The following is a 22,219-nucleotide window of genomic DNA, read 5'->3' as shown; positions in this document are numbered from 1 at the left end:
ATCGCGTCAGTGCCGACGTCAGCCGTCGTCGCCCTTCCGCCGGACCTTGTCGCCGAGCGTCAGCCCGGCGCTGTCGTCGCCCGACGACCAGCTGTCGTCGCCGGCGTCGTCGCTGCTCCCGCTCTCGGTGAGCGAGATGCCGAGGTGGGACTCCAGCTCCTCCCGGACGTCGTCGCTGGGGAGGCTGTCGCCGCGCTCGAGCTTGCGGATGACGCTGGCTTTCTCGTTGAGGTTGTCGGCGAGCTCCTCCTGACTGAGCCCCTCCTGCTCGCGGGCCTTCCGGAGGCGCTCGTCGTAGTCGCCGGCCAGTTCGTCCATCTCGTCGAACATGTCCCGGCGGCGCCGGCCGCCACCGGACGAACCGCCGGTGTTGCTGCCGGAGGAGCCGGAGGACTGGCTGGACGAGGACGAGGACGTCGAGTACTTCGTGCTGGTGGAGGAGGTCGAGTCCGTCTCGACTTCCGTGCCGAAGTCGGCACAGTCGTCGCAGACGTCGATCTCCGCCCCCTCGACTTTCACCGTCTTCGGGGTCGAGACCTCCGTGCCACACATCTCGCACTGGGCCATGGAGAGAGGTAGCCGGGGCCCACGCTTAAAATGCACGCCCGTCAGGCGAGCTGGCGCCACGCCGAGACGAACCGCTGGACGGCCGTGAGGTGGCCGACGACGGCGAACACGACCAGCAGCGCGGTGACCGGCGAGTAGCCCGCCACGGTCGGCACGACGGCGGTGACGGCGCCCGTCAGCCCGACGAGGGCGAGGCGGTCGGCTCGCCCGAGCAGTCCGCCGTACACCCGGTCCAGACCGACGGCTTCGGCCTGCGTGCCGAGGTAGGAGGTGAGCAACACGCCGGTGACGGCGGCGAGGCCGAGCGCGAACTGGTCGACGCCAGCCGCCAGCCCGGAGACCACGACCACGTCGGCGTACCGGTCGAGCACGTGGTCGAGCATGTCTCCTGCCTCCGAGTCCGTCCCGAGCTCGCGGGCGAGCGCGCCGTCCAGCAGGTCCAGCCAGCCGTTCAGGAAGACGAACGCGGCGCCCGCGGCGTACGCCACCGGCGTCGCCACGTAGAAGGCGGCACCGGCCGCGACGGCCAGCCCGAAGGCGGCGACGCTGACCGAGTTCGGCGTCGCGCCGACGGCCTTCGCCGCGCGCACCCACGGCGCGAGCAGCCGGTTCGCCAGCGACCGGTACTGATCCAGCGTCATAGGAAGTCGGTGAAGTCCACGTCGCCTGCGGAGGGCTCTCGGTCGCCGTCCAGCACCGCCTGCACGTCGGCGGCGACGGCGCCGGGGTCCCGGCCGGTGGTGTCGATCTCGTAGACGCGCTCGGCGCCGTGGTCGCGGACGGCCTCGGAGAGAATCACGTCAAGCGCCTCGCTCTCGGCGTTCTCGTGGGCCTTCTCGGGAGGTTCGCCGCGCTCGCGGAGCCGGTCGTCGAGCTCGTCGGGGTGACAGCGAAGCACGACCACGCGGTCGAGGTCCTCGAGGTGGTGGGCGAGGTGGGACTCCACGAGCACGTCCTCGCGGCCGTCGAAGTACTCCCGGACGGCTTCGACGTCGACGACCTTGCTGTCGCGAGCCTCGTCGACCTCGCCGTAGAGGTCCTCGCTGGCGACGAGGTCGTTCAGGTGGGCGACGTCGAGGTCGGTGTCGAGTCGCTCCGTGGTCGTGGTCTTCCCCGTTCCCGGCGTGCCCGTGACGGCGACTCTCACTCGTCCAGCACCCCGTTCAGCACGGCCACCGCTCGCTCCGTCTCCTCCCGGGTGCCCGTGGTGATGCGGACGTGCTCGGGCAGCCCAAAGCTCGTGCAGTCCCGGACGAGGACGCCCTCGCGCTTGGCCGCCTCGGTGACGCTCGCGGCGTCACCCACCTTCGCGAGCACGAAGTTCCCGTGGCTCTCGTACGTCGGGGCGTCGAGGTGCTCGTGGACGTGCTGGCGGCCCCACTCGACGCTCTCGGTCGTGGTCTCGACGTGCTCGTCGTCCTCGAGCGCCGCGAGTCCGGCCTGACACGCGATGACGCTGGCCGCGAACGGTGTCTGCACGCGAGCGTACGCGTCGGCCCACGACTCGGGGACGACGGCGTAGCCGAGGCGGATGCCCGCCAGCCCGTACGCCTTCGAGAACGTCCGGAGGACCGCCACGTCATCACGCGACGCGTGATTGCTCGACGAGCTCTGCTCGTCGGTGTCGTCGCGGTCGTCGAACAGCGACACCGCCGACGGCGTCTCCGTGAACTCGCCGTAGGCCTCGTCGACGAGCACGAGCGTGTCGTCGTCGGTGCGGTCGGCGACCGCCTCGACCTCGTCGAGGGTGAACCGTGCGCCCGTCGGATTGTGGGGGCTCGTCAGGTAGACGACGCGCTCGCCGTCGTAGGCGTCGAGGACGGCCTCGGGCGTCATCTCGAAGCCGTCCGGACCCTCCGCGACGTCGTACTCCGCGACGTCGCCGTGGTGGAAGCGCGCGCTCATCCCGTAGTACGTGAACCCCGGTGACGGCACGAGCACGCTGTCGCCCGGGTCGAGTGTGGCTCGCGCGAGGTAGTCGAGGGCGCCGTCTCCGCCGTTGGCCACCCAGACCTGTTCGTCGTCGACGTCCCAGCGGTCGGCGAGCGCGGTCGTCAGGTCGGCGTGGACCGCCTTCGGGTAGCGGTGGACCTCCGTCGCCGCCTCGCGGATGGCGACCGCCGCCTTCGGGCTCGGCCCGTGGGGGTTCTCGTTCGACGAGAGCTTCACGAAGTCCGAGGGGTCGCGGCCGAGTTCCCGTGCGACCTCCTCGATGCCCCGACCCGCCCGGTACTCGACGTGGTCGGAGAGGTCCCGTAGTTCCATGCACGGTTCGACGGACGGGCCGCCCTTAAGCGTGCCCTCACGCGCCGACGGTTCCGTCACCACCGGTTTTAGGGGCGTCCCGTTCCTCGCTCCGGGCATGGCAGCCATCGAGACTGCAGTCTACGCGACGCACATGGTGTTCGCCGGCCTCCTCACCGGCAGCGTGTTGTTCGCCGCGATGACGTTCCCCCGGGTCGCCGGGAACGTCTCGACGAGTGTCCGCGAGGTTCTGGCCGGCACGCTCCGGAACGTCTCCCGGGCGAGTGCGGCGCTCCTGGTGCTCACCGGCGGCTACATGCTCACGCTCGGCGGCTATACGGACGCCGGCGCGCTCACCGGCACTGGTCGCGGCCACGCCGTCATCGGGATGGTCGTGCTCTGGTTCCTGCTGACCGGGCTGACCGAGGTCGCGGGCAGCCGCATCGAGAGCGGCGACGACGCCACGACGTTCCTCTACGGCGGCGCCGTCCTCGCCGTCGCGCTGCTGCTGGACGCCGGCTGGCTCGTCTCGACGACGGCGCTCTGACGCCCGCAGTACTAACTGGCAGCCGTCCACTGGTTCTGGCATGGCCGACCGCTACCGGCTGACGAGCGTCGAGTCCGTCGTCGAGGCGGGGTCGTGGGCGTTCACGGCCCGGAACGCGCACGGCGAGACGGAGAGTTACTTCCTCGTGCCCTGCGAGGAGACGGGAGACGAGAAGCCGCCCGTCCGGGCGTGGGTGAATCGCTGCACGCACGAGGCCCAGCGGCTCTACCGGGAGGGCGTCGGCGCCATCACGCGCGGCGGCGAGGTCGTCTGTCCGAAACACGGGTCGCTGTTCGACTCGTGTTCGGGGTACTGCGACAACGGGGACGCGGCGGACACGACGCTCCCGTCGGTCGACATCGAGGTGGCCGACGGGCAGGTGTATCTCGTGGACGACGACGTGGACTACCTCTACGACGGCCTGCCGGGCGACGACGGGGACGACGGCGACGGCCCGAGTTCGACCAGTCATCTCCAGTTCTGAGGCCTCAGGCGGCGTGGCTGGTCGCACGCGGTCGGCGGGTGGTGCGGGCTGTGAGCGCTCGCCGGCCCCGCTGGACCGCGAGGACGGCGACGACGGTGGTGGCGACTGTTGCGGTGGTGGCGGGCGCAGAGAGGGCTGCGAGCGTGACGACGACTGCGACGGCGGTGGCGACCACCGTCAGGACCGTGCCGCGGAGGCTGTGCGCCTCGACGGGTGCTGGAATTCTTGGGTATCTCATACACGAGGAGACACGGCCCACACCACCTTAATGATAATCTGAACTACACTTCTGTAAGCGAGGTTGCTGAAATTCGCTTCTGTCGGGACTCAGAGTCGTTCGTCGACGTGGTCGGCCGCCTTCAGCGCGAGCGCCGCGATGGTCAGCGTCGGATTCATCGCGCCGCCCGTCGGGAACACGCTCGAGGACGCGATTGTGAGATTCGACAGGTCGTGGGTGCGGAGCCGGGCGTCAACCACGCTCTCCGCGGGGTCGTCGCCCATCCGCGTCGTCCCCATGTGGTGGTACGCCGGTCCGGTGTTCTCCGGGCCGACCGTCCACTCGACGTCCGCCCCCAGCTCGTCGAGGATGTCGCGCTGAATCTCGTTCGCGCGCTCGATGCCCCGGCGCTCGTAGTCGGACAGCGACCACACCACCTCCGGCACGGGGTTGCCGTGGTCGTCGGTGCGCTCCGGGTGCAGCCGAATCCGGTTCTCCTCGCGGGGCCGCTGCTCGACGAGCGCACCCACGGCGATGTGGGTCCCGTAGTTCGCCCGTATCCGGTCCAGCATCTCGTCGCCCCAGTCGTCGCCGCCCAGCGCCATCTCGACGGGACTCGGGCCGGCGTAGTTCAGGAACTCCAGTTTGATGGCGCCCCGGGAGCCGTCGGCGGGCTGGTCGTAGAACTGGTGGCTCTCGGTGGTGTTGAACCCCACGTGGTTCTGGCGGGTCGGCTCCTCGAGCGTCCCGCCGACGCCGGCGAACAGGTGCTCGGTGAAGTACCGGCCCACGAGCCCCGAGGAGTTCGCCAGGCCGTCCGGGTACTGCTCGCTCTCGGAGAGCAGGAGCAGTCGGGGGTTCTCGACGCCGCCCGCCGCGAGCACGAACTCGCGGGCCGTCTGGCGGTGGTGCTCGCCGCTCGGCGTGGCGTACACCGCCGCAGTCACGTGCTCGCCGCTGTCGTCGTGTTCGAGGCGCTGGACTGGCGCCCGGTCGACGACCCTGACGCCAGCGTCCGCCGCGCGTTCGACGTGCACTGTCGCGTCGTACTTCGCGCCCGACGGACACACCGGCTGGCAGGTCCCGTAGCCCACGCAGGCGCTGCGGTCCTCCCGGCCCTCCGAGAGCCGTGCGTTCGGCACCGAGTGCGTCGTGACGCCGAGCGCCTCGCAGGCCTCGGCGAACAGCGAGTCCGAGTAGCTCGGCTCGAACGCCGGCTGCGGGTGTGGCTCGTCGCGGGGCGGCGCGAAGGGGTTGTCGCTGGCGCCCGCCACGCCGAGTTCGTCCTCGGCTCCGGCGTAGTACGACTGGAGGTCATCGTAGTCGAGTGGCCAGTCGGCGCCGACGCCCGTCGCCGACTCAAGGCGAAAGTCGCGCTCGTGGAGCCGCATCACCATCCCCTGCCAGTGCAGCGTCGACCCGCCGACACCCTTCACGCGGGCCGCGTTCAGGGGGTAGTACCGGTCGCCCGTGGATTCGTAGGCGTCACGGTCGCCGCCCATGTCCCAGACCGAGTCCGGGCCGTGGCCGGGCCGAATCGCGCGCTCCATCCGGCGCTCGCGGTCGTCGCGGTCGGCGTCGAACCGGGGGCCGGCCTCCAGCACGACGACGTCGTGGCCTGCGGCCGCGAGCCGGTCGGCCATCAGGCCGCCAGCCGGCCCGGCTCCGACGATGCAGACGTCCGCGCGCGGCGACGGTTCGCGGTTCATTCCGGCGGCCCCCGCTGGTAGGACGTGGTGCCGCCCGGGTGGCCCTGTGGATTCTCGATGCCGGCGAGTTCGCCGCCCGTCGGCGTCGAGAACAGCGCATACAGCAGTTCGTTCACGAGGTAGTACCGGACGCGCTCGCGGTCGCTCCCGTCGGGGTCGGGGTCGGCGACGTCGACGTCGAACCCCGAGAGCGTGCGGTCCGCGAGCTCGGTCTCCAGCGCCGCAAACTCGGCGTCCTCCCAGCTCCGCGTGTACTCGTCGAGCGCGGCGACGGCGTCCGCCACGCCCTCGGCGTACTCGGGACGACCCCGGACGCGCTCGATGCTGTACTGCCGGACGAACTCCTCGATGCCCTCGACCTCGCCGGGGTAGACGACGTTGCCGACCGCGACCAGCGTGTCCACTTCGTGCTCGCCGACTGGGCCCTCACCCGGCTCCCCGGAGAGGGCGATGCCGGCGCCCGCGGCGGCGCCGCTGGCTGCGAGCGCGGCCAGTACGTCACGGCGCGTCAGTTCCATCTACCCGCGACTTAGGCAGACCTAAACTTCAGGATTGCGTTCGGCCGGCGACCGGGTTCGGCTACTCGCGCGCCACGTCGTGTTCGAGCGTCCCGACACCCTCGACCTCGACCTCGACGCGGTCGCCGTCGGTCAGCTCGTCGACGCCCGCCGGTGTCCCGGTGAGGACCACGTCGCCGGGTTCGAGCGTGACGAACTCGGTGATTTCGGCGAGCAACTCGGGAACGTCGAAGACGAAGTGCTCGATGGACGACGACTGCCGGAGTTCGCCGTTCACGCGCAGTTCGACGGCGGCGTCGTCGGGCACCTCGTCGGGCGACGCCAGCACCGGCCCGAGCGGGCACGCGCCGTCGAAGGCCTTTCCCCGGACCCAGTTCTGCTCCTCGTCCTGGTCCGTGCGGTTCGACACGTCGTTGGCCGCCGTGTAGCCAGCGACGACGTCCATCGCGTCTCCCTCGTCCAGATTCCGGGCCTGCTCGCCGACGACGACGGCGAGTTCTGCCTCGTGCTCGACGTACCTGTCGGCGGGCAGCGGCGTCGTGTCGCCGTGGCCCGCGACCGCGTTCGGCGGCTTCAGGAAGAGCAGCGGGCGGTCGGGAACGTCCTCGTCGCGCTCGTCGGCGTGCTTCACGTAGTTCCGGCCGACGCAGACGACCTTTGACGGCTCGCAGGGCGGCAACACGTCAACGTCGTCCGTGTCGTGCGTCCGACCCGCCGCCGTGACTGTTCCCTCGTCCTCGTCGTACTCGCCCGTCCGGACGGCGCCTGCCGGGTCCCGGAAGCGCATCTGGTGCATGGCCGCCGATTCCCCCGGTGGCCGCTTGAGGGTTCCGGGAGCGGCAGTCCGCTCACTCCCCGGACTCCGGTGGCGCTACCAGTGCTGGTGGACGTGCTCCTCGACGGTGAGCTCGTAGACGTCGCGGACGGCGCCGTGGGTCTGGTGAGTGAGCGGCGCGGCGTTCGACGCAGAGACGTTGCTGCGGATGTGGTCGGGCGTCGTCGACCCCGGGATGACCGTCGAGACGGCGTCGAAGTCCAGAATCCACCGGAGCGCGAACTGCGCCATGCTGAGGTGCTCGGGGACGTGCTCGCGGAGCGCCTCGACGGCGCGCACGCCGTCGTCGAGGGGGACGCCGGCGAACGTCTCGCCGACGTCGAAGGCGTCGCCGTCGCGGTTGAAGTTCCGGTGGTCGTCTTCCGGGAACTCGGTGTCGGCGTCGATGGTGCCGGTGAGGAGCCCGGAGGCGAGGGGGACGCGCACGATGACGCCGACGTCGTTCCGGTAGGCCTCCTCGAGGAACCGCTCGGCGGGCCGCTGCCGGAACGGATTGAAGACGAGCTGGACGGTCTCCACGCCCGGATACTCCATGGCCTTCATGCCCTCTTCGACGCGCTCGACGCTCACGCCGTAGTGGTCGAGCTTGCCGTCTGCCTGCAGGTCCGCCAGCGCGTCGAAGGTCTCGGGCTGGTAGTAGACGTCCGTCGGCGGACAGTGCAACTGGAGGAGGTCGAGGCTGTCGACGCCGAGGTTCTCCCGCGAGCGGTCCACGAACCGCTCGAGGTTCTCGCGCGTGTAGCCGTCGGCATCGTGGGGGTCGAGGCGGCGGCCGGCCTTCGTGGCGACGAGCGGTTCCTCGCTCCGTTCGTCCAGGACCTCCCGGATGAGCCGCTCGCTGCGGCCGTCGCCGTACACGTCGGCGGTGTCGAGGAAGTTCACGCCGGCGTCGAGGGCCGCGCGCACGGCCTGTTTGGCCTCGCTCTCGGGGACCTCGCCCCAGTCGCTGCCGATCTCCCACGTGCCGAGGCCGACTTCGGTCACGTCGAAGCCGGTCGAGCCGAGTGGTCGTGTGTCCATACCTGACCGTCACTGTCCCAGCACGTAACGGTGTGGGAATCGGCCGACCCGTCCCCGCCGCCACGTTTTAAGTGTATTTCGGGCGAACAGTCACCTGCTATGGAACTCACCTGGTTCGGCCACTCCACCTGGCACGTGTCGGTCGGCGAGACGGACCTCCTCGTGGACCCGTTCTTCGACAACCCCCACACGGACACGGACCCCAGCGAGGTCGACGTCGACCACGTCCTGCTCACACACGGGCACGCCGACCACATCGCGCACGTCGGCGAGTTCGCCGACACCCACACCGTCGGCACGCCCGAGGTGACGGGCTACGTCGCCGACGAGGTCGGCGTCGACGACACCACCGGCATGAACCTCGGCGGCACCGTCGAACTCGGCGACGCGTTCGTCACGATGGTGCGCGCCGACCACACCAACGGCCTCGAGACCGGCTACGAGTACTCCGGCGGGACGCCGGCCGGCTACGTCATCTCGGACACCAAACCGACGCAGGTCGCCGACAGCGACTCCACGACGTTCTACCACGCCGGCGACACCAGCCTCCAGACCGAGATGCGCGAGGTCATCGCGCCCTACCTCGAACCGGACGCCGCCGCCGTCCCGGTCGGCGACCACTTCACGATGGGGCCGATGCAGGCCGCCGTCGCCGTCGACTGGCTGGACGTCGACGTGGCGTTCCCGATGCACTACGACACCTTCCCGCCCATCGAGGTCGACATCGAGGACTTCGAGCGCGAGGTCAAGGCCACCGGGAGCCCGACTGACGTCCACGTCCTCGACGGCGACGAGACCGTCGATCTCGACGGCCACCTCTGAGCTGCTGTCGACCCCCGAGAGTCCGTGGCGACCCCCACCGGAAGAATAACGCTTACCCCGACGGCGGGCGACTATCGGGACGCAATGAGCACCATCGAAGTTACCAGCACGTCTGAGGAAGGCTATACCACGCGGTCCCGCGTCGGGGACTTCGAACTGACCATCGACGCCACGGACGAGGACGGCCCGAACCCGAACGCGACGCTGCTCGCGGACTACGCGTCCTGCTTCGTGCCTGCGTTCCGCGTCGGCGGCCAGCAGGAGGGCTTCGACGACCTCGGCCGCATCGACGTCGACGTCGAAGGTGACCTCGACGACGACGACGACCTCACGGCCATCCGCTTCCACCTGCTCGTCGAGGAAGACCTCGACGACGACGACTTCGACGCCATCGTCGAGCGAGCCGAGGGCATCTGTCACGTCCACAGCGCGCTCCGCGAGGAGCTCCACGCGGAGATCTCCGGCGAGACCGGCGCGTTCTGAACGCGGCCAGCGTCGACACCCGACACCCACCGCTGTTTTTCGACGGAGTCGTCGCAGCATACAAGCCGACCCCCGCCGTAGCCGTGGGTATGACTGACGACTGGACGGACCTCGTCGTCGGCGCCCGGATGAGCGTCGACCAGCAGTTCGCTGACCGCGTGCAGGCCTCGGGGCTCTCCCGGCCCCAGTGGGGGCTCGTGATGACCGCCGTCGAGTTCGAGCTCGAGCACGCCGACGACCCCCAGGAAGCCCGTATCGTCGCGGACACGTCCAGCCTCGAACACGTGCTGCCGGAGATGGACAACGTCGACCAGCAGATGGGACCGGGCGGCGGCGCGGCCGGCGGTGCATCGGGCGGCAGCAGTGGCGTCGTCGGCGGCATCAAGGACGCGCTCGGCATCGGTGGCGGCGGCGACGACGACCACGAGGAACTGGCGACCGAGTCGCGGGAACTCGCGCAGGCGTACGCCGACGAACTGCAGGCGTTCCTCGAGGACGAGGACCGCTTCGAAGAAGTCCGCCGAGCGGCCGCTGGCGGGCAGTCCACCGACACCGAGTAGACTGCCGGGCTGGCGTCAGCCGTCGCCGGAGTGGAACAGCGTGAGCTCCTCGGCCTCGTAGATGTTCAGCAGCTCCGAGACCAGCTCGTCGTAGGACTCGTCGTCGGTCTGGAGCGCGTCCAGTCGCTCCACGGTCTCCTCGCTGAGCATGACCTTGGGCATACGCGACGGTACGCTGGCTCCCGACATAAGTCCGGGGGCGGGAAGGTTTTTGCCCGCGCGCCACCACCAGATTCGTATGAGCGACGGCTTCAACCTCGACCTTCGGCGCGCCGAGGACGAGATCGACATCCCCGACGACTTCGAGGGCGGCGTCACGCTCGGCGTGCTCGACGGTGACACCCCGGACGGCGAGTGGCTCGACGAGATACAGCGCGGGAACGTCCTCTTCCTCGCCGTCGAGGGCGACCTGAACGAGCTCGCCGCTGGGTTCGCCGGCGACGTCAAGGACGCCGGCGGCTCGCTGGTGCACTTCCGGAAGTTCCTCGTGGTCGCACCGCCCGGGGTCGACGTCGACGCGGGCCGACTGTAGAGTACGCTACGACTCGTCTCCAGTCGGGGACGCCCCCAACTCTTCGTTAGCCTCTGCGGAAACTCCCTCGAATTTGACCGCGAGCAACATATCTCGCTCGGCCCGACGTCGATAGCCTTCGGCGAGGTTCTCGCTTGTGGCCGGTTTCTCGTTGACCATCCGGTTGCCTACCAGGTGAGGCCTTCGTACGTCAGCCCGTCCCGCGGCTCCACGATGCGGCGGCCGTCGACGACGACGCGCTCGGCCATCGCCTCGAACTCGTCGTCGAGCGCCGCGAACTCGTCCCAGTCGGTCACGACGACCGCGCCCGACGCGCCGTCGAGCGCCTCGCGTGCGCTGTCGGCGTACGCGACGTCGGGGCGTTTCTCCGCCATCTTCTCGGTCGCCACCGGGTCGTAGGCGACTACGTCGGCGCCGCGCTCCTGGAGGCCGTCGACGACCGGAATCGCGCGCGTCCCCCGGATGTCGTCGGTCCCGGGCTTGAACGACAGCCCGAGCACGGCGACGCGCTCACCGTCGACGTCGACGTGGTCGTCCAGCAGCGAGAGCAGGCGCTCCGGCTGGCCGTCGTTGACCTCGACGGCCGCCTCCAGCATCGCCGGGTCGTAGCCCTCGCGCTTCGCCGCGGCTATTATTGCAGCTAAATCTTTTGGAAAACAACTTCCTCCCCACCCCACCCCGGACCGGAGGAACCGGCCGCTGATGCGGTCGTCGTGGGCGATGGCGTCGGCGACCTCGTAGGCGTCGACGCCGAACTCCTTGCAGATGTTCCCGAGGTCGTTCACGAGGCTGACCTTCGACGCGAGGAAGGCGTTGTTCGCGTACTTGATCATCTCGGCCTCCCGCAGCCCCGTCTCCACGACGGCGGCGGCGGGCGCCTCGTCGAGTAGCGGCTCGTAGACCGCCCGGAGGGCCTCGTAGGCCGCTTCGCCGTCGTTCTCGTCGTCCCCAGTGCGCGCGCCGAACACGACCTTGTCGGGGTCGAGGAAGTCCGCGACGGCCGACCCCATCCGGAGGAACTCGGGGTTCATCGCGAGCGTCGCGCCGTCGAAGCCCCCGCGCTCGAGGGCGGGCTCGACGACGTCCTCGGTCGTCCCGGGGACGACCGTGCTCTTGACGACGACCGTGTGGTCGTCCTTCCCGGCGAGTGCCGCGCCGAGGGACTCCGAGCCCGTTTCCATGATGGACGTGTCGATGCTGCCGTCCTCGCGGGAGGGCGTCGGGAGCGCGAGGAACGTCACGTCCGTCTCTCGCACGGCGTCGTAGTCCGTCGTCGCGCGCAGCCGGCCGCCGGCGTGCTCGGCGATGCGCTCCTCGAGGCCGGGCTCGTGAATCGGCGCCTCGCCGTCGTTGATGGTCGCGACGACGTCTTCGTCGACGTCCACGTTCACGACCTCGTGGCCGAGGTCGGCGAAACACGCCGCGATTGTCGTGCCGACGTACCCGCTGCCGACGATGCTCACGCGCACAGGGAAATCACCTTGCGGGGGGTAGAAGCGGCCCCTACAAAGGTAGTTCGTCACTCGGGCGCGCGCTGCCACTGCTGCCGACAGCTACGCCGTCTCCTCGAAGATGGCGTCCGCGGACGTCTCGTCGCGGTTGAACGACGTCACCGTCGCCCGGACGACGTCGCCCTCCGAGACGCTGCTGGGGACGTCCTCGGTGAACACGACGAACCCTTCGACCTTCCCGACCGCCACTCGCTCGCCGGAGTGGTGGTCGGTGAACTCCGTCACGCCGAACTCGTAGGTCTCCCCGAGGTCGACCGGTGGCTCGCGCTCCTGTGCGGCGTCGTGCGCTCGCTTCGACTCACTCGCTCCGCCGGAGCCCCGCCGCCACATGGCGACCACGAGCACCAGCACCAGCACTGCCGCGCCGGCACCCGCGCCGACGACTGTGTAATCCATGCCCCCAGCCTGTCACCGGAGCCCCTACAACCCATCGGCTCGCAACGCGCCTGCCACCGACCGTCGGTCACGCCTCGTGGAACGTGAGATAGTGGCCGTCCGGGTCGCGTACCCGCCGGCTGCCGTCGTCGAAGGCGTCGACGGCACACGCCCGCTCCGAGACGGCGTCCGCGGCGCGCTCCGAATCGGCCACCTCGAACCGGAGGTCGGCGTGGACGCCGCCCCGCGCGTCGGCGATGCCGCGCTGGGGCTCCCAGAGCTCCAGCGCCACCGGGCCGTCCAGCCGCACCCGGTTCCGGTCGTCCCCGCGGTCCACGGCGGCGAACCCGAGGTCGGTGTAGAACGCTTCGGCCCGGTCCAGCGCCTCGACCTCCAGGGCGACCTCGAACACGCCGGTGAGTGGTCTGTCGCTCGGTCCCGCCGGTGACGCGTCTCCCCCAACACTGTCAGGGCCGGCCGTCCCGACCTCCACGCAGTGGCTGTCCGGGTCGTCGACGTAGAGGCTGCGCGCGCCGCCGAAGTCGAACTCCACTACGTCGAAGTCAGCCTGAAGCGCGGTCAGCCAGTTCTCGTAGTGGCTCGTCGGCGTCGCGAGCGCGTAGTGGACGTGCAGGCCGCCGCGCGGGACGGACGAGGGCTCTCGCAACACGAGCGTCGTCTCGCCGACCTCGTAGTGAGCCTCGTGCTCACCGCGGACGCCGTCGACGCCGAGGTGTGTCTCGTACCACGTGGCTGCCCGGTCGAGGTGGTGGACTTCGAGGGCGAGCGCGGAGAGCGTCGAGAGCATACCGGCCAGAAGGCGGCAACGACCATAGGCGTACCCCGTTTTAAGACGGTGGTGGCCGTAGGAAGACTGTGCCAATCAAGCAGACCGGCCGAGCCACGGACATCAAGGTCATCGACCGCTTCGACGGCGGCGTCGGCTGGATCGCGTACCCCGACGAGACGATGCAGCGAGCCAGCCACGCGCTCGCCGTCCCCAGCGACGACGAGGACGACGAAGACGACAACGACGAGGCCGACACAGCAGCGGACGTCTGGGTCGTCGACCCAGTCGACGGCGACGGCGTCGACGAACTGCTCGCCGACCTCGGCGACGTAACGGGCGTCGTCGTGCTCATGGACCGCCACGCACGGGATGCCGAAGCCATCGCCGACCGCCACGACGTTCCCATCTACGTGCCGTCGTACGTCGAACCCGAAATCGACGCACCGACCCAGCCGATTACGGACACGCTGCCCGGTACGGACTTCGACGTCGTCCGCACCGTCGACTGGCCCATCTGGGACGAAGCCGCGCTCTACGACGGCGAAACGCTGGTCGTCGGCGACCTCGTCGGCACTGTCGAGTACTTCCTCGCCGGCCGCGAACGCGTCGGCGTCCACCCCATGCTCCGGGTCTCGCCCCCGGACGCACTCCGGCGCTTCACGCCGGAGCGAGTCCTCACCGGCCACGGCGAGGGCCTCATGCAGGACGCCACCCGCGAACTCGAGTACGCCACCGACGGCGCCCGCCGGCGCGCGCCGAAAGCGTGGCTGAAAGGCGTTACCTCCTTCCTCTCGTAGCGGGTGCCGCTGCCGCCGGTGCTCAGTCCTTCAGCCGCTCGATGCGGCGCGTCTGCTCGCGGTACAGCGTCACCACCAGGTCCGACAGCAGCCCGAACATCAACAGCTGCACGCCGAACAGCACACTCACGCCAGCCACGAGCGCGATGACCTCGTGGCTGACGCCGTTCGCGAACCAGTCGTAGCCCACGTATGCCGCCAGCAGCGTCCCCAGCAGGCCGAACCCGGCGCCGATGCTCCCGAAGTAGAACAGCGGATTCGACGTCTTCGCGAGGCTGTACAGCGTCACGATGATGCGCGCGCCGTCCGAAATCGGGTGGAGGTTCGTCTCCGACCCGTCGGGCCGCGGCCGGTACGTCGTCGGTACGACCTCGACCAGGATTCCGTGCCGCGAACACTCCACGGCCATCTCCGTCTCGATGCCGAACCCCTCCGCGGAGAGGAACATCCGGTCGAACGACTCGGCGGTGAACGCCCGGTACCCCGAGAGGATGTCACCGTAGTCCTCGCCGTGGATGCGCCGGAACGCCCGATTGATGAGCCGGTTCCCGAACTGGTTCAGGTTGCTCATCGCGCCCGGCCGCATGTCGGCAGTTCGGTCGCCAACGACGTGCTCGGCGTCGCCGGAGACCAGTGGGTCGAGCAAGCGCGGGGCCTGCTCGGGCGGGTTCGTGCCGTCGCCGTCGAGGAGGAGGATGTACTCCTCGTCGATCAGCGTAACGCCCTCCCGGACCGCTTGCCCTTTGCCGTCGCCCGCCTGCTGGACGACTTCGGCGCCGTGGTCGGTCGCAATTTCGCGGGTGTCGTCGGACGAGTTCCCGTCCACGACGAGGACGTGCCCCACGCCGACGTCGTACAGGCCGTCTATCACGTCGGCGATGGTCGCCGCCTCGTTCCGCGTCGGAACGAGGGCACACACCTCCTCGTACTCCTCGCTCATTGCCTTGGCGTGGACGGGGTGGGCGCAAAAGCGTTTTCTTCGGCGGCAGCGAAGCGGGTTATTGATACGTGGCCGAACAGAAACAACTGACCACGCACCTCGGGGTGATGAATCAATGAGATACGGTCGAACATCAGTTATTTCGTTTCTCTCGAAACTAACGGTTTCTTTCTCCGGGTTCTTCGGTACTGTTGTACTCACGCGATTCCTCGGCCGTGAACAGTTTGGGGCATACGTCGTGGTCATGTCAGTCTTAGCTTGGGCGGCAGTTGCTGGCAATTTGGGTATCGGCGCAGCTCTAAAGAAGCGAGTAAGCGAAGACGACGGAGTCGACTACGTCATCCCGGGCGTAATCACTCAGCTATTTTTGTTTGGTGCCGTGGCGATTATTCTCTGGCTGATTCGCCCAATTCTGAACGATTACATGGGCATTCAAGCGACGGGTATCGTAATTGCTCTCTTGTTGGTCAAGCTATCAGTGGGTCTCGTGTGGTCTATTCTAGACGGGCAGCACATGGTGCACATTTCGAGTCTTCTACAACCATTTCAAAAGACGGTACAGAGCATCGTACAGATTATCCTCGTTCTGGCTGGGTTAGGGTTGGCAGGTGCCTTTGCAGGATATCTGTTTGGGGCTGTTGCTACCACGGTTGTTGGGGCGTATTTTGTCAATACCAGATTTACTACACCTTCAATAGAAGACTTTAAGCGATTAAAATCGTACGCTCAGTTCTCATGGTTTGCCCACATCCGTGGACAGACGTTCATGTCCATGGACACTCTAATACTGGCAGTCTTCCTTACAAATTCGGTCGTAGGCGGATATAAAGCCGCTTGGAACCTGGCATCCATCTTTGCAACGTTCAGTGTAGCGATACAGCGAACATTGTTCCCAGAGATGAGTTCGCTAGCCTCACGCGATAATAAGTCTGAGGTCACAAGTTTACTCCGCGAAGGCCTGACTTACTCAGGATTAATTATTGTACCCGGCGTTGTTGGCAGTGCGCTTCTAGGCGATATAATCTTACGGGTGTATGGTGAAGGATTTGCTTCAGGATATTACATTCTCATCATACTGAGTATTGCCCGCCTAATTTACGGGTACCAAAGTCAGTTGTTGAACACAATTGATGCGTTGGATCGCCCCGAGTTAACTTTCAGAATCAACGTAGTCTTCGTTACACTGAATTTGATATTGAACTTTGCCCTGACCGCGAATTTCGGTTGGTACGGCGCCGCTTTTGCCACGGCCTTGTCGGCTCTGGTCGGGACAATTCTCGGATACTCATACCTCTCTAACCTAATCGAAGTTCCGATTCCTAAGCGTGAAATTGCCAATCAGATCCTTGCTTCGGGAGTGATGGCGGCGGTTGTTCTACCAAATCGCCTCTACTTCGAAAACACAATTCCTCTTGGAATACTATTATCTGGTCTCGGCGCTCTGGCGTATTTCCTGACCCTATTAATTATATCAGTGAAATTCAGAAAAACAGTCAATGAAAATATCCCCTACGAATTACCTATGCTCCCAGCCGAAGAACTTAATCCCTAATTTATATCTGTGAAATAAAGTTGTGGGTTGAAATATATTTAAAGACGCGGTATCAAAGAGGAGCTATGCAAGCAGTTATCCTCGCTGCTGGAGAAGGCACCCGACTCCGCCCCCTTACCGAGGAGAAACCAAAAGGGATGGTAGAAGTCGCAGGAAAACCCATCCTCACTCACTGCTTCGAGCAGCTCGTTGAACTCGGCGCCGACAAGCTCGTCGTGATTGTCGGCTATCGAAAGCAGAACATCATCAGCCACTACGGCGACGAGTTCGAGGGCGTCCCCATCACGTACGCTCACCAGCGCGAGCAGAAGGGACTGGCCCACGCCCTCCTCAAGGCCGAGGAGCACGTCGACGACGACTTCATGCTGATGCTCGGGGACAACATCTTCCAGGCGAACCTCGAGGACGTCGTGAGTCGCCAGCTGGAAGACCGGGCGGACGCAGCATTCCTGGTAGAAGAAGTCGACTGGGAGGAGGCGAGCCGGTACGGCGTCTGTGACACGAACGATTACGGCGAGATTGAAGAGGTCGTCGAGAAGCCCGACGATCCGCCGAGCAACCTTGTGATGACTGGGTTCTACACGTTTTCGCCAGCAATTTTCCACGCGTGCAAGCTTGTCCAGCCGTCTAACCGAGACGAGTACGAACTCTCCGACGCGGTCGACCTGCTCATCAAGAGCGGACGGACAATAGACGCGATTCCGATGGACGGCTGGCGGATCGACGTCGGCTACCCCGAGGACAGGGACGAGGCGGAGCAGCGGTTGCAGGAGGCCGAGGCGTGAAGGCGGTCGTTCTCGCGGCCGGTGAAGGGACGCGACTCCGACCGTTGACGGAGACGCGACCGAAGCCGCTCGTCCCGGTAGCTGGCCGACCACTCGTGGAGCACGTCATGGCAGCGAGCAGCGGCGTAGTCGACGAGTTCGTACTCGTCGTCGGCTACGAGGCAGAGGACGTGCAGTCACACATCGGCCAGGAGTTCTCCGGCATCCCGATATCGTACGTCGAGCAGCGCGAACAGCGCGGGACCGCGCACGCGATAGCCTGTGTTGAGGAGGTGATAGACGAGCAGTTCCTCGTGTTGAACGGAGACGTCGTCGTCGACGACTCGCTCGTCTCGTCGCTCGCAGCGTCGAGTGGTCACGCGGTGGCGACGATGCCGGTCGAGAATCCCTCGAACTACGGTGTTGTCTCCGTCGACAAGGGCGAGCTGTCAGGGCTTGTCGAGAAACCCGACGACCCGCCGAGCTCGCTCGCGAATCTCGGGCTGTACGCCTTCGAGCCGACAATCTTCGAGGGTATAGACGCCGTGGACGAGAGTGAGCGCGGCGAGTACGAGGTCACCGACGCGGTCACGACGCTTCTGGAGTGGGGAGAGACTGTGTCCGTCGTGGAACACGACGGGACGTGGCTCGACGTGGGTCGCCCCTGGGAAGTCATCGAAGCAACTGAACGCTTGTTCTCGGGACTTGATAGGGCGGTCGACGGCACGGTGGAGGACCGAGTGACCCTGAACGGCCCAGTTGTCGTCGAGGAGGGCGCCCGGATTCGAGACGGGACGTACATCGAGGGGCCGGTAGTCGTCAAGGCCGGCGCCGATGTCGGCCCGAACGCCTTCGTGCGTGGGACGACAGTGATAGGGGAGGACAGTCGCGTCGGGAACGCGGTGGAGGTGAAGAACTCGGTCCTGTTCCCAGGGGCGACTGTCGGCCACCTCTCGTACGTAGGCGACAGCGTGCTCGGGTCGGATGTGAACTTCGGTGCCGGCACGAAGGTGGCAAACCTCCGGCACGACGACGCGAACGTCACGATGCGCGTCAAAGGCGGGTCAGTCGACACCGGCCGGCGGAAGCTCGGCGTGGTGTGTGGCGACGATGTGAAGACAGGCATCAACACGAGTCTGAACGCAGGCGTGAAACTCGCAGGTGGTGCGACGACGGCGCCAGGAGAGACAGTCATGGAGAACGACAACGAATGAAGGCAGTGATACTCGCAGCCGGGGAGGGGAATCGACTCCGTCCGTTGACCGAACGCAGGCCGAAGCCGATGCTCCCGGTCGGGAATCGACCGGTACTCGAACACGTCCTCGAGGCCGTCGCGGACGCGGGAATCCAAGAGGTCGTCTTCGTGGTCGGCTACGAGCGCGACCGCATCCAGACGTACTTTGGGGACGGCGACGACTGGGGTGTCGACATCGAGTACGCCGTTCAGGACACCCAGCTCGGGACCGGACACGCCGTCCTCCAGGCCGAGAACTTCGTCTCGGAGCCCTTCGTCGTGCTGAACGGCGACCGAGTCATCGACGACTCGCTCGTGTCCGCAGTCGTCGACCGCGTCTGGGACGGCGAGTCCCCCGTCGTGAGCGTCACGCGAGTGGACAACGCGCGGAACTACGGCGTCGTGGAACTGGACGGCGAGCTGGTCCACGCGATCTACGAGAAGCCAGGAGTCGACGAGTCGCGTTCCGACGTAATCAACGCCGGCGTTTACGGGCTCGAGCAGGGTATTTTCGACGCGATTCGGGAGACGGATACGTCCTCGTCCAGCGAGCTCGAGTTGACCACAACGCTCGACGCGATGGCGCGTGAGGGGGGTGTCGCAGCCGTTCGCTACAGTGATTACTGGCTCGACATCTCGTACCTCTGGGACCTCCTGTCTGTGAACGCGGCAGTCGTGTCGCAAGTGGACGAGCGTGCAGCAGGCGAAGGGGTTCCGGACGCCGCCGTCGCCGCAGAATCGGCGCACGTAGCGGAGAGCGCAACAATCCAGCCCAGGGTAGCGCTGGGCGACAACGTCTCGGTCGGCCCGAACGCCGTCGTCTCGAACGCGGTCGTTCTCCCCGATGCGACCATCGAGGCGGGGGCCGTCGTCAGAGACTGCATCGTCGGCGAGAACGCGACTGTCGGCCCGAACTCGACTGTCGTCGGGGGCGACGCGCGCATCGTCGTCGAGGACGAGGTCCACAGGGACGTTCGGCTCGGCGGCGTCGTCGGCGACAACGCCGTGCTCGGCGGTGGTGTCGTTCTGGACCCGGGGACGGTTGTCGGAAATCACGCGAGAATCGCCTCCGGCGTCGCCGTAAGCGACAGAGTACCGTCTGGTGCAGAGGTGCGGAGGGGATAACGATGTGTGGAATTGTCGGATACGCGGGCGACGAGGATGCCTTGCCGGTGGTTGCGAGCGGTCTGAAGAACCTCGAATACCGCGGGTACGACTCTGCGGGCGTAGCGCTTCTCGACGGCGACGTTGACGTGTTCAAGAGTTCGGGCGAAATCGACGGTCTGACCCTCCCCGACCGCCACGACGCCTCGATTGGCGTCGGACACACGCGTTGGAGCACGCACGGGCGGCCGACTGACGAAAACGCCCATCCACATACGGACTGCTCGGGTGACATCGCCGTCGTTCACAACGGCATCATCGACAACTACGATGAACTGAAAACCTCGCTCGCGGAGGACGGTCACGAGTTCCGGAGTGAGACCGACACGGAAGTCGTGCCACACCTGCTCGAAGAGCGCTACGACGGCGAAGACCTGCTTGCGGCCGTCGAGGATGTCGTGGACCGACTTGAAGGAAGTTTCGCCCTCGCGGTCACCGCCGTCGGGTACGACGGTCTCGTGGTCGCTCGACGCGATAGTCCGCTTGTTGTGGGTGAATCGGACGCTGCAAACTTCGTGGCCAGCGACGTTACGGCGTTCCTCGAACACACCCAAGACGTGGTCTTCCTCGAGGACGGCGACGTCGCCGCAGTGACAGGCGACAGCGTCGTCGTCCGCCAGGATGGCGACAGCGTGACCCGGGAGGCGCAGACAGTCGATTGGGAGGCTGACAGCGCCGAGAAGGCTGGCTACGACCACTACATGCTGAAGGAGATTCACGAGCAACCGCAGGCGCTCCGGCAGACGATATCCGGACGGTTGGACGTCGCGAGCGGGACCGTGGACCTCGACCTTGACCTCCCCTCGAACTACCTGAAAAGCCTCGAAGAGATCCAGATCGTCGCCTGCGGGACGTCGTATCACGCGGGCCTCTACGCCAAACGACTGCTCGAGGAGCACGCCGACGTCCGGTGCTCCGTCGAGGTCGGAAGCGAATACGAGTTCACGGGCGGCCGAGACCCGTGGCGGACACTCGTTGTTGCAGTGACCCAGAGCGGCGAGACTGCCGACACGCTGCGTGCAATGCGGAAAGCCGACGCCGCCGGCGCCCGCACGGTCGCCGTGACGAACACGGTCGGCAGCACGGCTGCACGCGAAGCGAACGACGTCGTCTACATCCGTGCCGGTCCCGAAATCGGCGTCGCGGCGACGAAGACGTTCGCCGCGCAGGTCACGACGCTCTCGATGCTGACCGTCGCCATCGGACGGGAGCGGGAAGCACTCGCAGGAGACCGAGCCAGCACCCTCCTTCGGAACGTTCGGGGGCTGCCGGGAGCGATTCAGCAGGCCCTCGACGACGCCGACCGCGTCCGCGAGACGGCGAACGAGTTGGCCGACAGCGACGCGTTCTTCTTCATCGGTCGCCGTCTCGGCATGCCGGTCTCCTTGGAGGGCGCGCTCAAACTCAAGGAGATCAGCTACGCGCACGCCGAGGGATTCGCTGGCGGCGAGCTGAAGCACGGCACACTCGCGCTCGTCACGGAAGACACGCCGGTTCTCGCTACGCTCACCGACGGCGCGAACCCGCGCGAGACGCTCAACAACGTCAAGGAGGTCCAGTCTCGGGGGGCGCCAGTGGTCGGCGTCTCCTCACTCGACGACGCCGAGTCCTACCTCGACGTCGGCTTCGACGTGCCGGAACTGGGCGAGTTGGAACCGCTGGTGGCGAACGTCTACCTCCAGCTGTTCGCGTACCACGTCGCGGACGCTCTAGAACGGAACATCGACAAGCCGCGGAATCTGGCGAAGAGCGTCACGGTAGAGTAAAGTCAGAACGCCGTGGTAAATCCGAACTGCTATTGTCGGGTACAGCCTAATCTGGTAACAATGGACGCTGACATTCTGGGCTTGATTCCTGCGAGAGGAGGGTCGAGTCGGGTAGAGCGGAAGAATATCCGGGAAGTCGGAGGGGAACCTCTCATCGCCCACACCATCGAACAAGCCCAAAAGTCAGAGACCCTTACACGGACTGTCGTTTCTACTGATGACGAAGAAATAGCAAGTGTAGCTCGGGAATATGGGGGTGACACTCCGTTCATCCGCCCAGCAGAACTTGCAACAGATACGGCATCAAGCGCGGCAGTAGTCACACACGCGCTGAACTGGCTCAAAGACCACGGAGAAGAGTTCGAAACGGTTTGTCTGTTACAGCCAACATCGCCACTGAGGTCGGCAGCCGACATTGACGACTCGATGCACAAACTCCACCAGTCAGATGCCCATACGCTGTTGAGCGTGAGTGATTTTACAGAACCGCCCCAGTATGCCGTTCAAAGCAACGAAGCCGGGTATCTCGAGGAACGGTTTGCCCCGGAACTGCTGTTCTCAGACTCGTATGTACGTGAACAAGACCTCAACGATCTCCTGTACCCGAACGGCGCAATCTTTGCGTCCACAGTGGACTTCTGGAGGAAGCGTGAGACGTTCTACAGCGGTAAAACAGAGGCGTACAAAATGCCACCGAGCCGGTCACTACAAATCGACGAGGAGTGGGAACTAGAGTTAGTTGACGCGTTCATGACACGGCAGAGAGGTCTATAGTTTGGGTGATCAAG

Annotated in this window: 26 protein-coding genes and 2 pseudogenes; 14 read left to right on the top strand and 14 right to left on the bottom strand. The window is 66.4% G+C overall.

Translation table 11 applies throughout. The features are described from left to right. Positions 1–18: 18 nt before the first annotated feature. Positions 19–501: pseudogene (locus tag LT971_RS15060) on the bottom strand (multiprotein bridging factor aMBF1); the annotation flags it as partial. On the opposite strand from LT971_RS15060, the pseudogene LT971_RS16605 reads away from it, so the two are divergent. Then, a pseudogene (locus tag LT971_RS16605) lies at positions 395–655 on the top strand (DUF8138 family protein); the annotation flags it as partial. The pseudogenes LT971_RS15060 and LT971_RS16605 sit on opposite strands and share 107 nt — an antisense overlap. On the opposite strand, the gene LT971_RS15055 reads toward LT971_RS16605, so the two are convergent. From LT971_RS15055 to hisC, 3 genes are read right to left on the bottom strand one after another with little or no spacing between them, the layout of a single operon-like run. Beyond that, the gene (locus LT971_RS15055) at positions 609–1,208 is read right to left on the bottom strand and encodes a CDP-alcohol phosphatidyltransferase family protein (RefSeq protein WP_237007767.1); all 600 of its coding nucleotides are present in this window, start codon (positions 1,206–1,208) and stop codon (positions 609–611) included. The pseudogene LT971_RS16605 and the gene LT971_RS15055 sit on opposite strands and share 47 nt — an antisense overlap. Continuing rightward, the gene (locus LT971_RS15050; protein ID WP_237007766.1) at positions 1,205–1,714 is read right to left on the bottom strand and encodes an adenylate kinase family protein; all 510 of its coding nucleotides are present in this window, start codon (positions 1,712–1,714) and stop codon (positions 1,205–1,207) included. The genes LT971_RS15055 and LT971_RS15050 overlap by 4 nt, the downstream gene beginning before the upstream one ends. Beyond that, positions 1,711–2,832: a histidinol-phosphate transaminase gene (gene hisC, locus LT971_RS15045; RefSeq protein ID WP_237007765.1), complete on the bottom strand. Its 1,122-nt coding sequence runs from the start codon at positions 2,830–2,832 to the stop codon at positions 1,711–1,713. The genes LT971_RS15050 and hisC overlap by 4 nt, the downstream gene beginning before the upstream one ends. Before the next feature lie 97 nt (positions 2,833–2,929). Between hisC and LT971_RS15040 the strand changes: the two genes are divergently transcribed. Beyond that, complete coding sequence (locus LT971_RS15040) at positions 2,930–3,358, top strand: hypothetical protein (protein WP_237007764.1); 429 nt, start codon at positions 2,930–2,932, stop codon at positions 3,356–3,358. A gap of 40 nt (positions 3,359–3,398) precedes the next feature. Beyond that, entirely contained in the window at positions 3,399–3,842 is a 444-nt protein-coding gene (locus LT971_RS15035; protein ID WP_237007763.1) for a Rieske (2Fe-2S) protein, read from the top strand. A gap of 4 nt (positions 3,843–3,846) precedes the next feature. Here the strand turns inward: LT971_RS15035 and LT971_RS15030 are convergent, their stop codons facing one another. From LT971_RS15030 to LT971_RS15010, 5 genes are all read right to left on the bottom strand, one after another. Beyond that, positions 3,847–4,080: a hypothetical protein gene (locus LT971_RS15030; RefSeq protein ID WP_237007762.1), complete on the bottom strand. Its 234-nt coding sequence runs from the start codon at positions 4,078–4,080 to the stop codon at positions 3,847–3,849. 89 nt (positions 4,081–4,169) lie between these two features. Further along, entirely contained in the window at positions 4,170–5,768 is a 1,599-nt protein-coding gene (locus LT971_RS15025; protein WP_237007761.1) for a GMC family oxidoreductase, read from the bottom strand. Further along, entirely contained in the window at positions 5,765–6,286 is a 522-nt protein-coding gene (locus LT971_RS15020; protein ID WP_237007760.1) for a twin-arginine translocation signal domain-containing protein, read from the bottom strand. Before LT971_RS15020 ends, LT971_RS15025 begins: the two co-directional genes overlap by 4 nt. A 61-nt stretch (positions 6,287–6,347) precedes the next feature. Continuing rightward, complete coding sequence (locus LT971_RS15015) at positions 6,348–7,082, bottom strand: fumarylacetoacetate hydrolase family protein (protein WP_237007759.1); 735 nt, start codon at positions 7,080–7,082, stop codon at positions 6,348–6,350. A gap of 75 nt (positions 7,083–7,157) precedes the next feature. After that, positions 7,158–8,141 (bottom strand): aldo/keto reductase, encoded by a 984-nt coding sequence (locus LT971_RS15010; protein WP_237007758.1) that lies wholly within the window; start codon positions 8,139–8,141, stop codon positions 7,158–7,160. A 99-nt stretch (positions 8,142–8,240) separates the two neighbouring features. Between LT971_RS15010 and LT971_RS15005 the strand changes: the two genes are divergently transcribed. The 3 genes from LT971_RS15005 (at position 8,241) to LT971_RS14995 (ending at position 10,006) form a co-directional block, all read left to right on the top strand. Beyond that, complete coding sequence (locus LT971_RS15005; protein ID WP_237007757.1) at positions 8,241–8,963, top strand: metal-dependent hydrolase; 723 nt, start codon at positions 8,241–8,243, stop codon at positions 8,961–8,963. An 84-nt stretch (positions 8,964–9,047) separates the two neighbouring features. After that, positions 9,048–9,446 carry an OsmC family protein gene (locus tag LT971_RS15000; RefSeq protein WP_237007756.1) on the top strand — a complete coding sequence of 133 codons (399 nt, stop codon included), beginning with the start codon at positions 9,048–9,050 and terminating at the stop codon, positions 9,444–9,446. 89 nt (positions 9,447–9,535) lie between these two features. Continuing rightward, the gene (locus LT971_RS14995) at positions 9,536–10,006 is read left to right on the top strand and encodes a DUF5799 family protein (RefSeq protein WP_237007755.1); all 471 of its coding nucleotides are present in this window, start codon (positions 9,536–9,538) and stop codon (positions 10,004–10,006) included. Between the two features lie 15 nt (positions 10,007–10,021). Here LT971_RS14995 and LT971_RS14990 read toward each other — a convergent pair whose 3' ends face one another. After that, positions 10,022–10,168: a DUF7557 family protein gene (locus LT971_RS14990; RefSeq protein WP_237007754.1), complete on the bottom strand. Its 147-nt coding sequence runs from the start codon at positions 10,166–10,168 to the stop codon at positions 10,022–10,024. A 76-nt stretch (positions 10,169–10,244) separates the two neighbouring features. Here LT971_RS14990 and LT971_RS14985 point away from each other — a divergent pair, with 76 nt between their 5' ends. Beyond that, positions 10,245–10,538 carry a DUF5779 family protein gene (locus LT971_RS14985; protein ID WP_237007753.1) on the top strand — a complete coding sequence of 98 codons (294 nt, stop codon included), beginning with the start codon at positions 10,245–10,247 and terminating at the stop codon, positions 10,536–10,538. Between the two features lie 167 nt (positions 10,539–10,705). Here LT971_RS14985 and aglM read toward each other — a convergent pair whose 3' ends face one another. From aglM to LT971_RS14970, 3 genes are all read right to left on the bottom strand, one after another. After that, complete coding sequence (gene aglM / locus LT971_RS14980; RefSeq protein ID WP_237007752.1) at positions 10,706–12,007, bottom strand: UDP-glucose 6-dehydrogenase AglM; 1,302 nt, start codon at positions 12,005–12,007, stop codon at positions 10,706–10,708. An 84-nt stretch (positions 12,008–12,091) separates the two neighbouring features. Further along, a complete protein-coding gene (locus LT971_RS14975) occupies positions 12,092–12,379 on the bottom strand; it encodes a TRAM domain-containing protein (RefSeq protein ID WP_237007828.1) in 288 nt (95 codons plus the stop codon). Positions 12,380–12,512: 133 nt separating this feature from the next. Beyond that, positions 12,513–13,232 carry a VOC family protein gene (locus LT971_RS14970; RefSeq protein ID WP_237007751.1) on the bottom strand — a complete coding sequence of 240 codons (720 nt, stop codon included), beginning with the start codon at positions 13,230–13,232 and terminating at the stop codon, positions 12,513–12,515. Positions 13,233–13,300: 68 nt separating this feature from the next. Between LT971_RS14970 and LT971_RS14965 the strand changes: the two genes are divergently transcribed. After that, on the top strand, positions 13,301–14,011 hold the full coding sequence (locus LT971_RS14965; protein ID WP_237007750.1) for a hypothetical protein: 711 nt from the start codon (positions 13,301–13,303) through the stop codon (positions 14,009–14,011). 22 nt (positions 14,012–14,033) lie between these two features. Here the strand turns inward: LT971_RS14965 and aglJ are convergent, their stop codons facing one another. Further along, the gene (aglJ, locus tag LT971_RS14960; RefSeq protein WP_237007749.1) at positions 14,034–14,951 is read right to left on the bottom strand and encodes an S-layer glycoprotein N-glycosyltransferase AglJ; all 918 of its coding nucleotides are present in this window, start codon (positions 14,949–14,951) and stop codon (positions 14,034–14,036) included. Positions 14,952–15,066: 115 nt separating this feature from the next. Between aglJ and LT971_RS14955 the strand changes: the two genes are divergently transcribed. The 6 genes from LT971_RS14955 to LT971_RS14930 all read left to right on the top strand — a co-directional run bounded on the left by LT971_RS14955 (position 15,067) and on the right by LT971_RS14930 (position 22,205). After that, complete coding sequence (locus tag LT971_RS14955) at positions 15,067–16,503, top strand: flippase (RefSeq protein WP_237007748.1); 1,437 nt, start codon at positions 15,067–15,069, stop codon at positions 16,501–16,503. A gap of 65 nt (positions 16,504–16,568) precedes the next feature. Next, on the top strand, positions 16,569–17,288 hold the full coding sequence (gene aglF / locus LT971_RS14950) for a UTP--glucose-1-phosphate uridylyltransferase AglF (protein WP_237007747.1): 720 nt from the start codon (positions 16,569–16,571) through the stop codon (positions 17,286–17,288). After that, the gene (glmU, locus tag LT971_RS14945) at positions 17,285–18,481 is read left to right on the top strand and encodes a bifunctional sugar-1-phosphate nucleotidylyltransferase/acetyltransferase (protein ID WP_237007746.1); all 1,197 of its coding nucleotides are present in this window, start codon (positions 17,285–17,287) and stop codon (positions 18,479–18,481) included. The genes aglF and glmU overlap by 4 nt, the downstream gene beginning before the upstream one ends. Continuing rightward, on the top strand, positions 18,478–19,626 hold the full coding sequence (locus tag LT971_RS14940; protein ID WP_272904884.1) for a sugar phosphate nucleotidyltransferase: 1,149 nt from the start codon (positions 18,478–18,480) through the stop codon (positions 19,624–19,626). Before glmU ends, LT971_RS14940 begins: the two co-directional genes overlap by 4 nt. Positions 19,627–19,628: 2 nt before the next feature. Then, on the top strand, positions 19,629–21,431 hold the full coding sequence (gene glmS / locus LT971_RS14935) for a glutamine--fructose-6-phosphate transaminase (isomerizing) (protein WP_237007744.1): 1,803 nt from the start codon (positions 19,629–19,631) through the stop codon (positions 21,429–21,431). Between the two features lie 60 nt (positions 21,432–21,491). Continuing rightward, a complete protein-coding gene (locus tag LT971_RS14930; RefSeq protein ID WP_237007743.1) occupies positions 21,492–22,205 on the top strand; it encodes an acylneuraminate cytidylyltransferase family protein in 714 nt (237 codons plus the stop codon). The last annotated feature ends 14 nt before the right edge of the window (positions 22,206–22,219 follow it).

This window comes from Halobacterium rubrum, from assembly GCF_021729015.1.
Classification (GTDB): domain Archaea; phylum Halobacteriota; class Halobacteria; order Halobacteriales; family Halobacteriaceae; genus Halobacterium; species Halobacterium rubrum.
Note: the sequence above shows the minus strand (reverse complement) of the source record. Positions and strands in the feature narration are given on the sequence as shown.

Coding starts and splice junctions, on each gene's coding strand:
- LT971_RS14955 (WP_237007748.1), top strand. CDS start 15,067: ATGAGATACGGTCGAACATCAGTTATTTCGTTTCTCTCGAAACTAACG.
- LT971_RS14985 (WP_237007753.1), top strand. CDS start 10,245: ATGAGCGACGGCTTCAACCTCGACCTTCGGCGCGCCGAGGACGAGATC.
- LT971_RS14990 (WP_237007754.1), bottom strand. CDS start 10,168: ATGCCCAAGGTCATGCTCAGCGAGGAGACCGTGGAGCGACTGGACGCG.
- LT971_RS15020 (WP_237007760.1), bottom strand. CDS start 6,286: ATGGAACTGACGCGCCGTGACGTACTGGCCGCGCTCGCAGCCAGCGGC.
- LT971_RS14995 (WP_237007755.1), top strand. CDS start 9,536: ATGACTGACGACTGGACGGACCTCGTCGTCGGCGCCCGGATGAGCGTC.
- aglJ (WP_237007749.1), bottom strand. CDS start 14,951: ATGAGCGAGGAGTACGAGGAGGTGTGTGCCCTCGTTCCGACGCGGAAC.
- LT971_RS15035 (WP_237007763.1), top strand. CDS start 3,399: ATGGCCGACCGCTACCGGCTGACGAGCGTCGAGTCCGTCGTCGAGGCG.
- LT971_RS15055 (WP_237007767.1), bottom strand. CDS start 1,208: ATGACGCTGGATCAGTACCGGTCGCTGGCGAACCGGCTGCTCGCGCCG.
- LT971_RS14970 (WP_237007751.1), bottom strand. CDS start 13,232: ATGCTCTCGACGCTCTCCGCGCTCGCCCTCGAAGTCCACCACCTCGAC.
- hisC (WP_237007765.1), bottom strand. CDS start 2,832: ATGGAACTACGGGACCTCTCCGACCACGTCGAGTACCGGGCGGGTCGG.
- LT971_RS15030 (WP_237007762.1), bottom strand. CDS start 4,080: ATGAGATACCCAAGAATTCCAGCACCCGTCGAGGCGCACAGCCTCCGC.
- LT971_RS15010 (WP_237007758.1), bottom strand. CDS start 8,141: ATGGACACACGACCACTCGGCTCGACCGGCTTCGACGTGACCGAAGTC.
- LT971_RS14940 (WP_272904884.1), top strand. CDS start 18,478: ATGAAGGCAGTGATACTCGCAGCCGGGGAGGGGAATCGACTCCGTCCG.
- glmS (WP_237007744.1), top strand. CDS start 19,629: ATGTGTGGAATTGTCGGATACGCGGGCGACGAGGATGCCTTGCCGGTG.
- LT971_RS15025 (WP_237007761.1), bottom strand. CDS start 5,768: ATGAACCGCGAACCGTCGCCGCGCGCGGACGTCTGCATCGTCGGAGCC.
- LT971_RS15015 (WP_237007759.1), bottom strand. CDS start 7,082: ATGCACCAGATGCGCTTCCGGGACCCGGCAGGCGCCGTCCGGACGGGC.
- aglF (WP_237007747.1), top strand. CDS start 16,569: ATGCAAGCAGTTATCCTCGCTGCTGGAGAAGGCACCCGACTCCGCCCC.
- LT971_RS14975 (WP_237007828.1), bottom strand. CDS start 12,379: ATGTGGCGGCGGGGCTCCGGCGGAGCGAGTGAGTCGAAGCGAGCGCAC.
- LT971_RS14930 (WP_237007743.1), top strand. CDS start 21,492: ATGGACGCTGACATTCTGGGCTTGATTCCTGCGAGAGGAGGGTCGAGT.
- LT971_RS15000 (WP_237007756.1), top strand. CDS start 9,048: ATGAGCACCATCGAAGTTACCAGCACGTCTGAGGAAGGCTATACCACG.
- LT971_RS15005 (WP_237007757.1), top strand. CDS start 8,241: ATGGAACTCACCTGGTTCGGCCACTCCACCTGGCACGTGTCGGTCGGC.
- LT971_RS15040 (WP_237007764.1), top strand. CDS start 2,930: ATGGCAGCCATCGAGACTGCAGTCTACGCGACGCACATGGTGTTCGCC.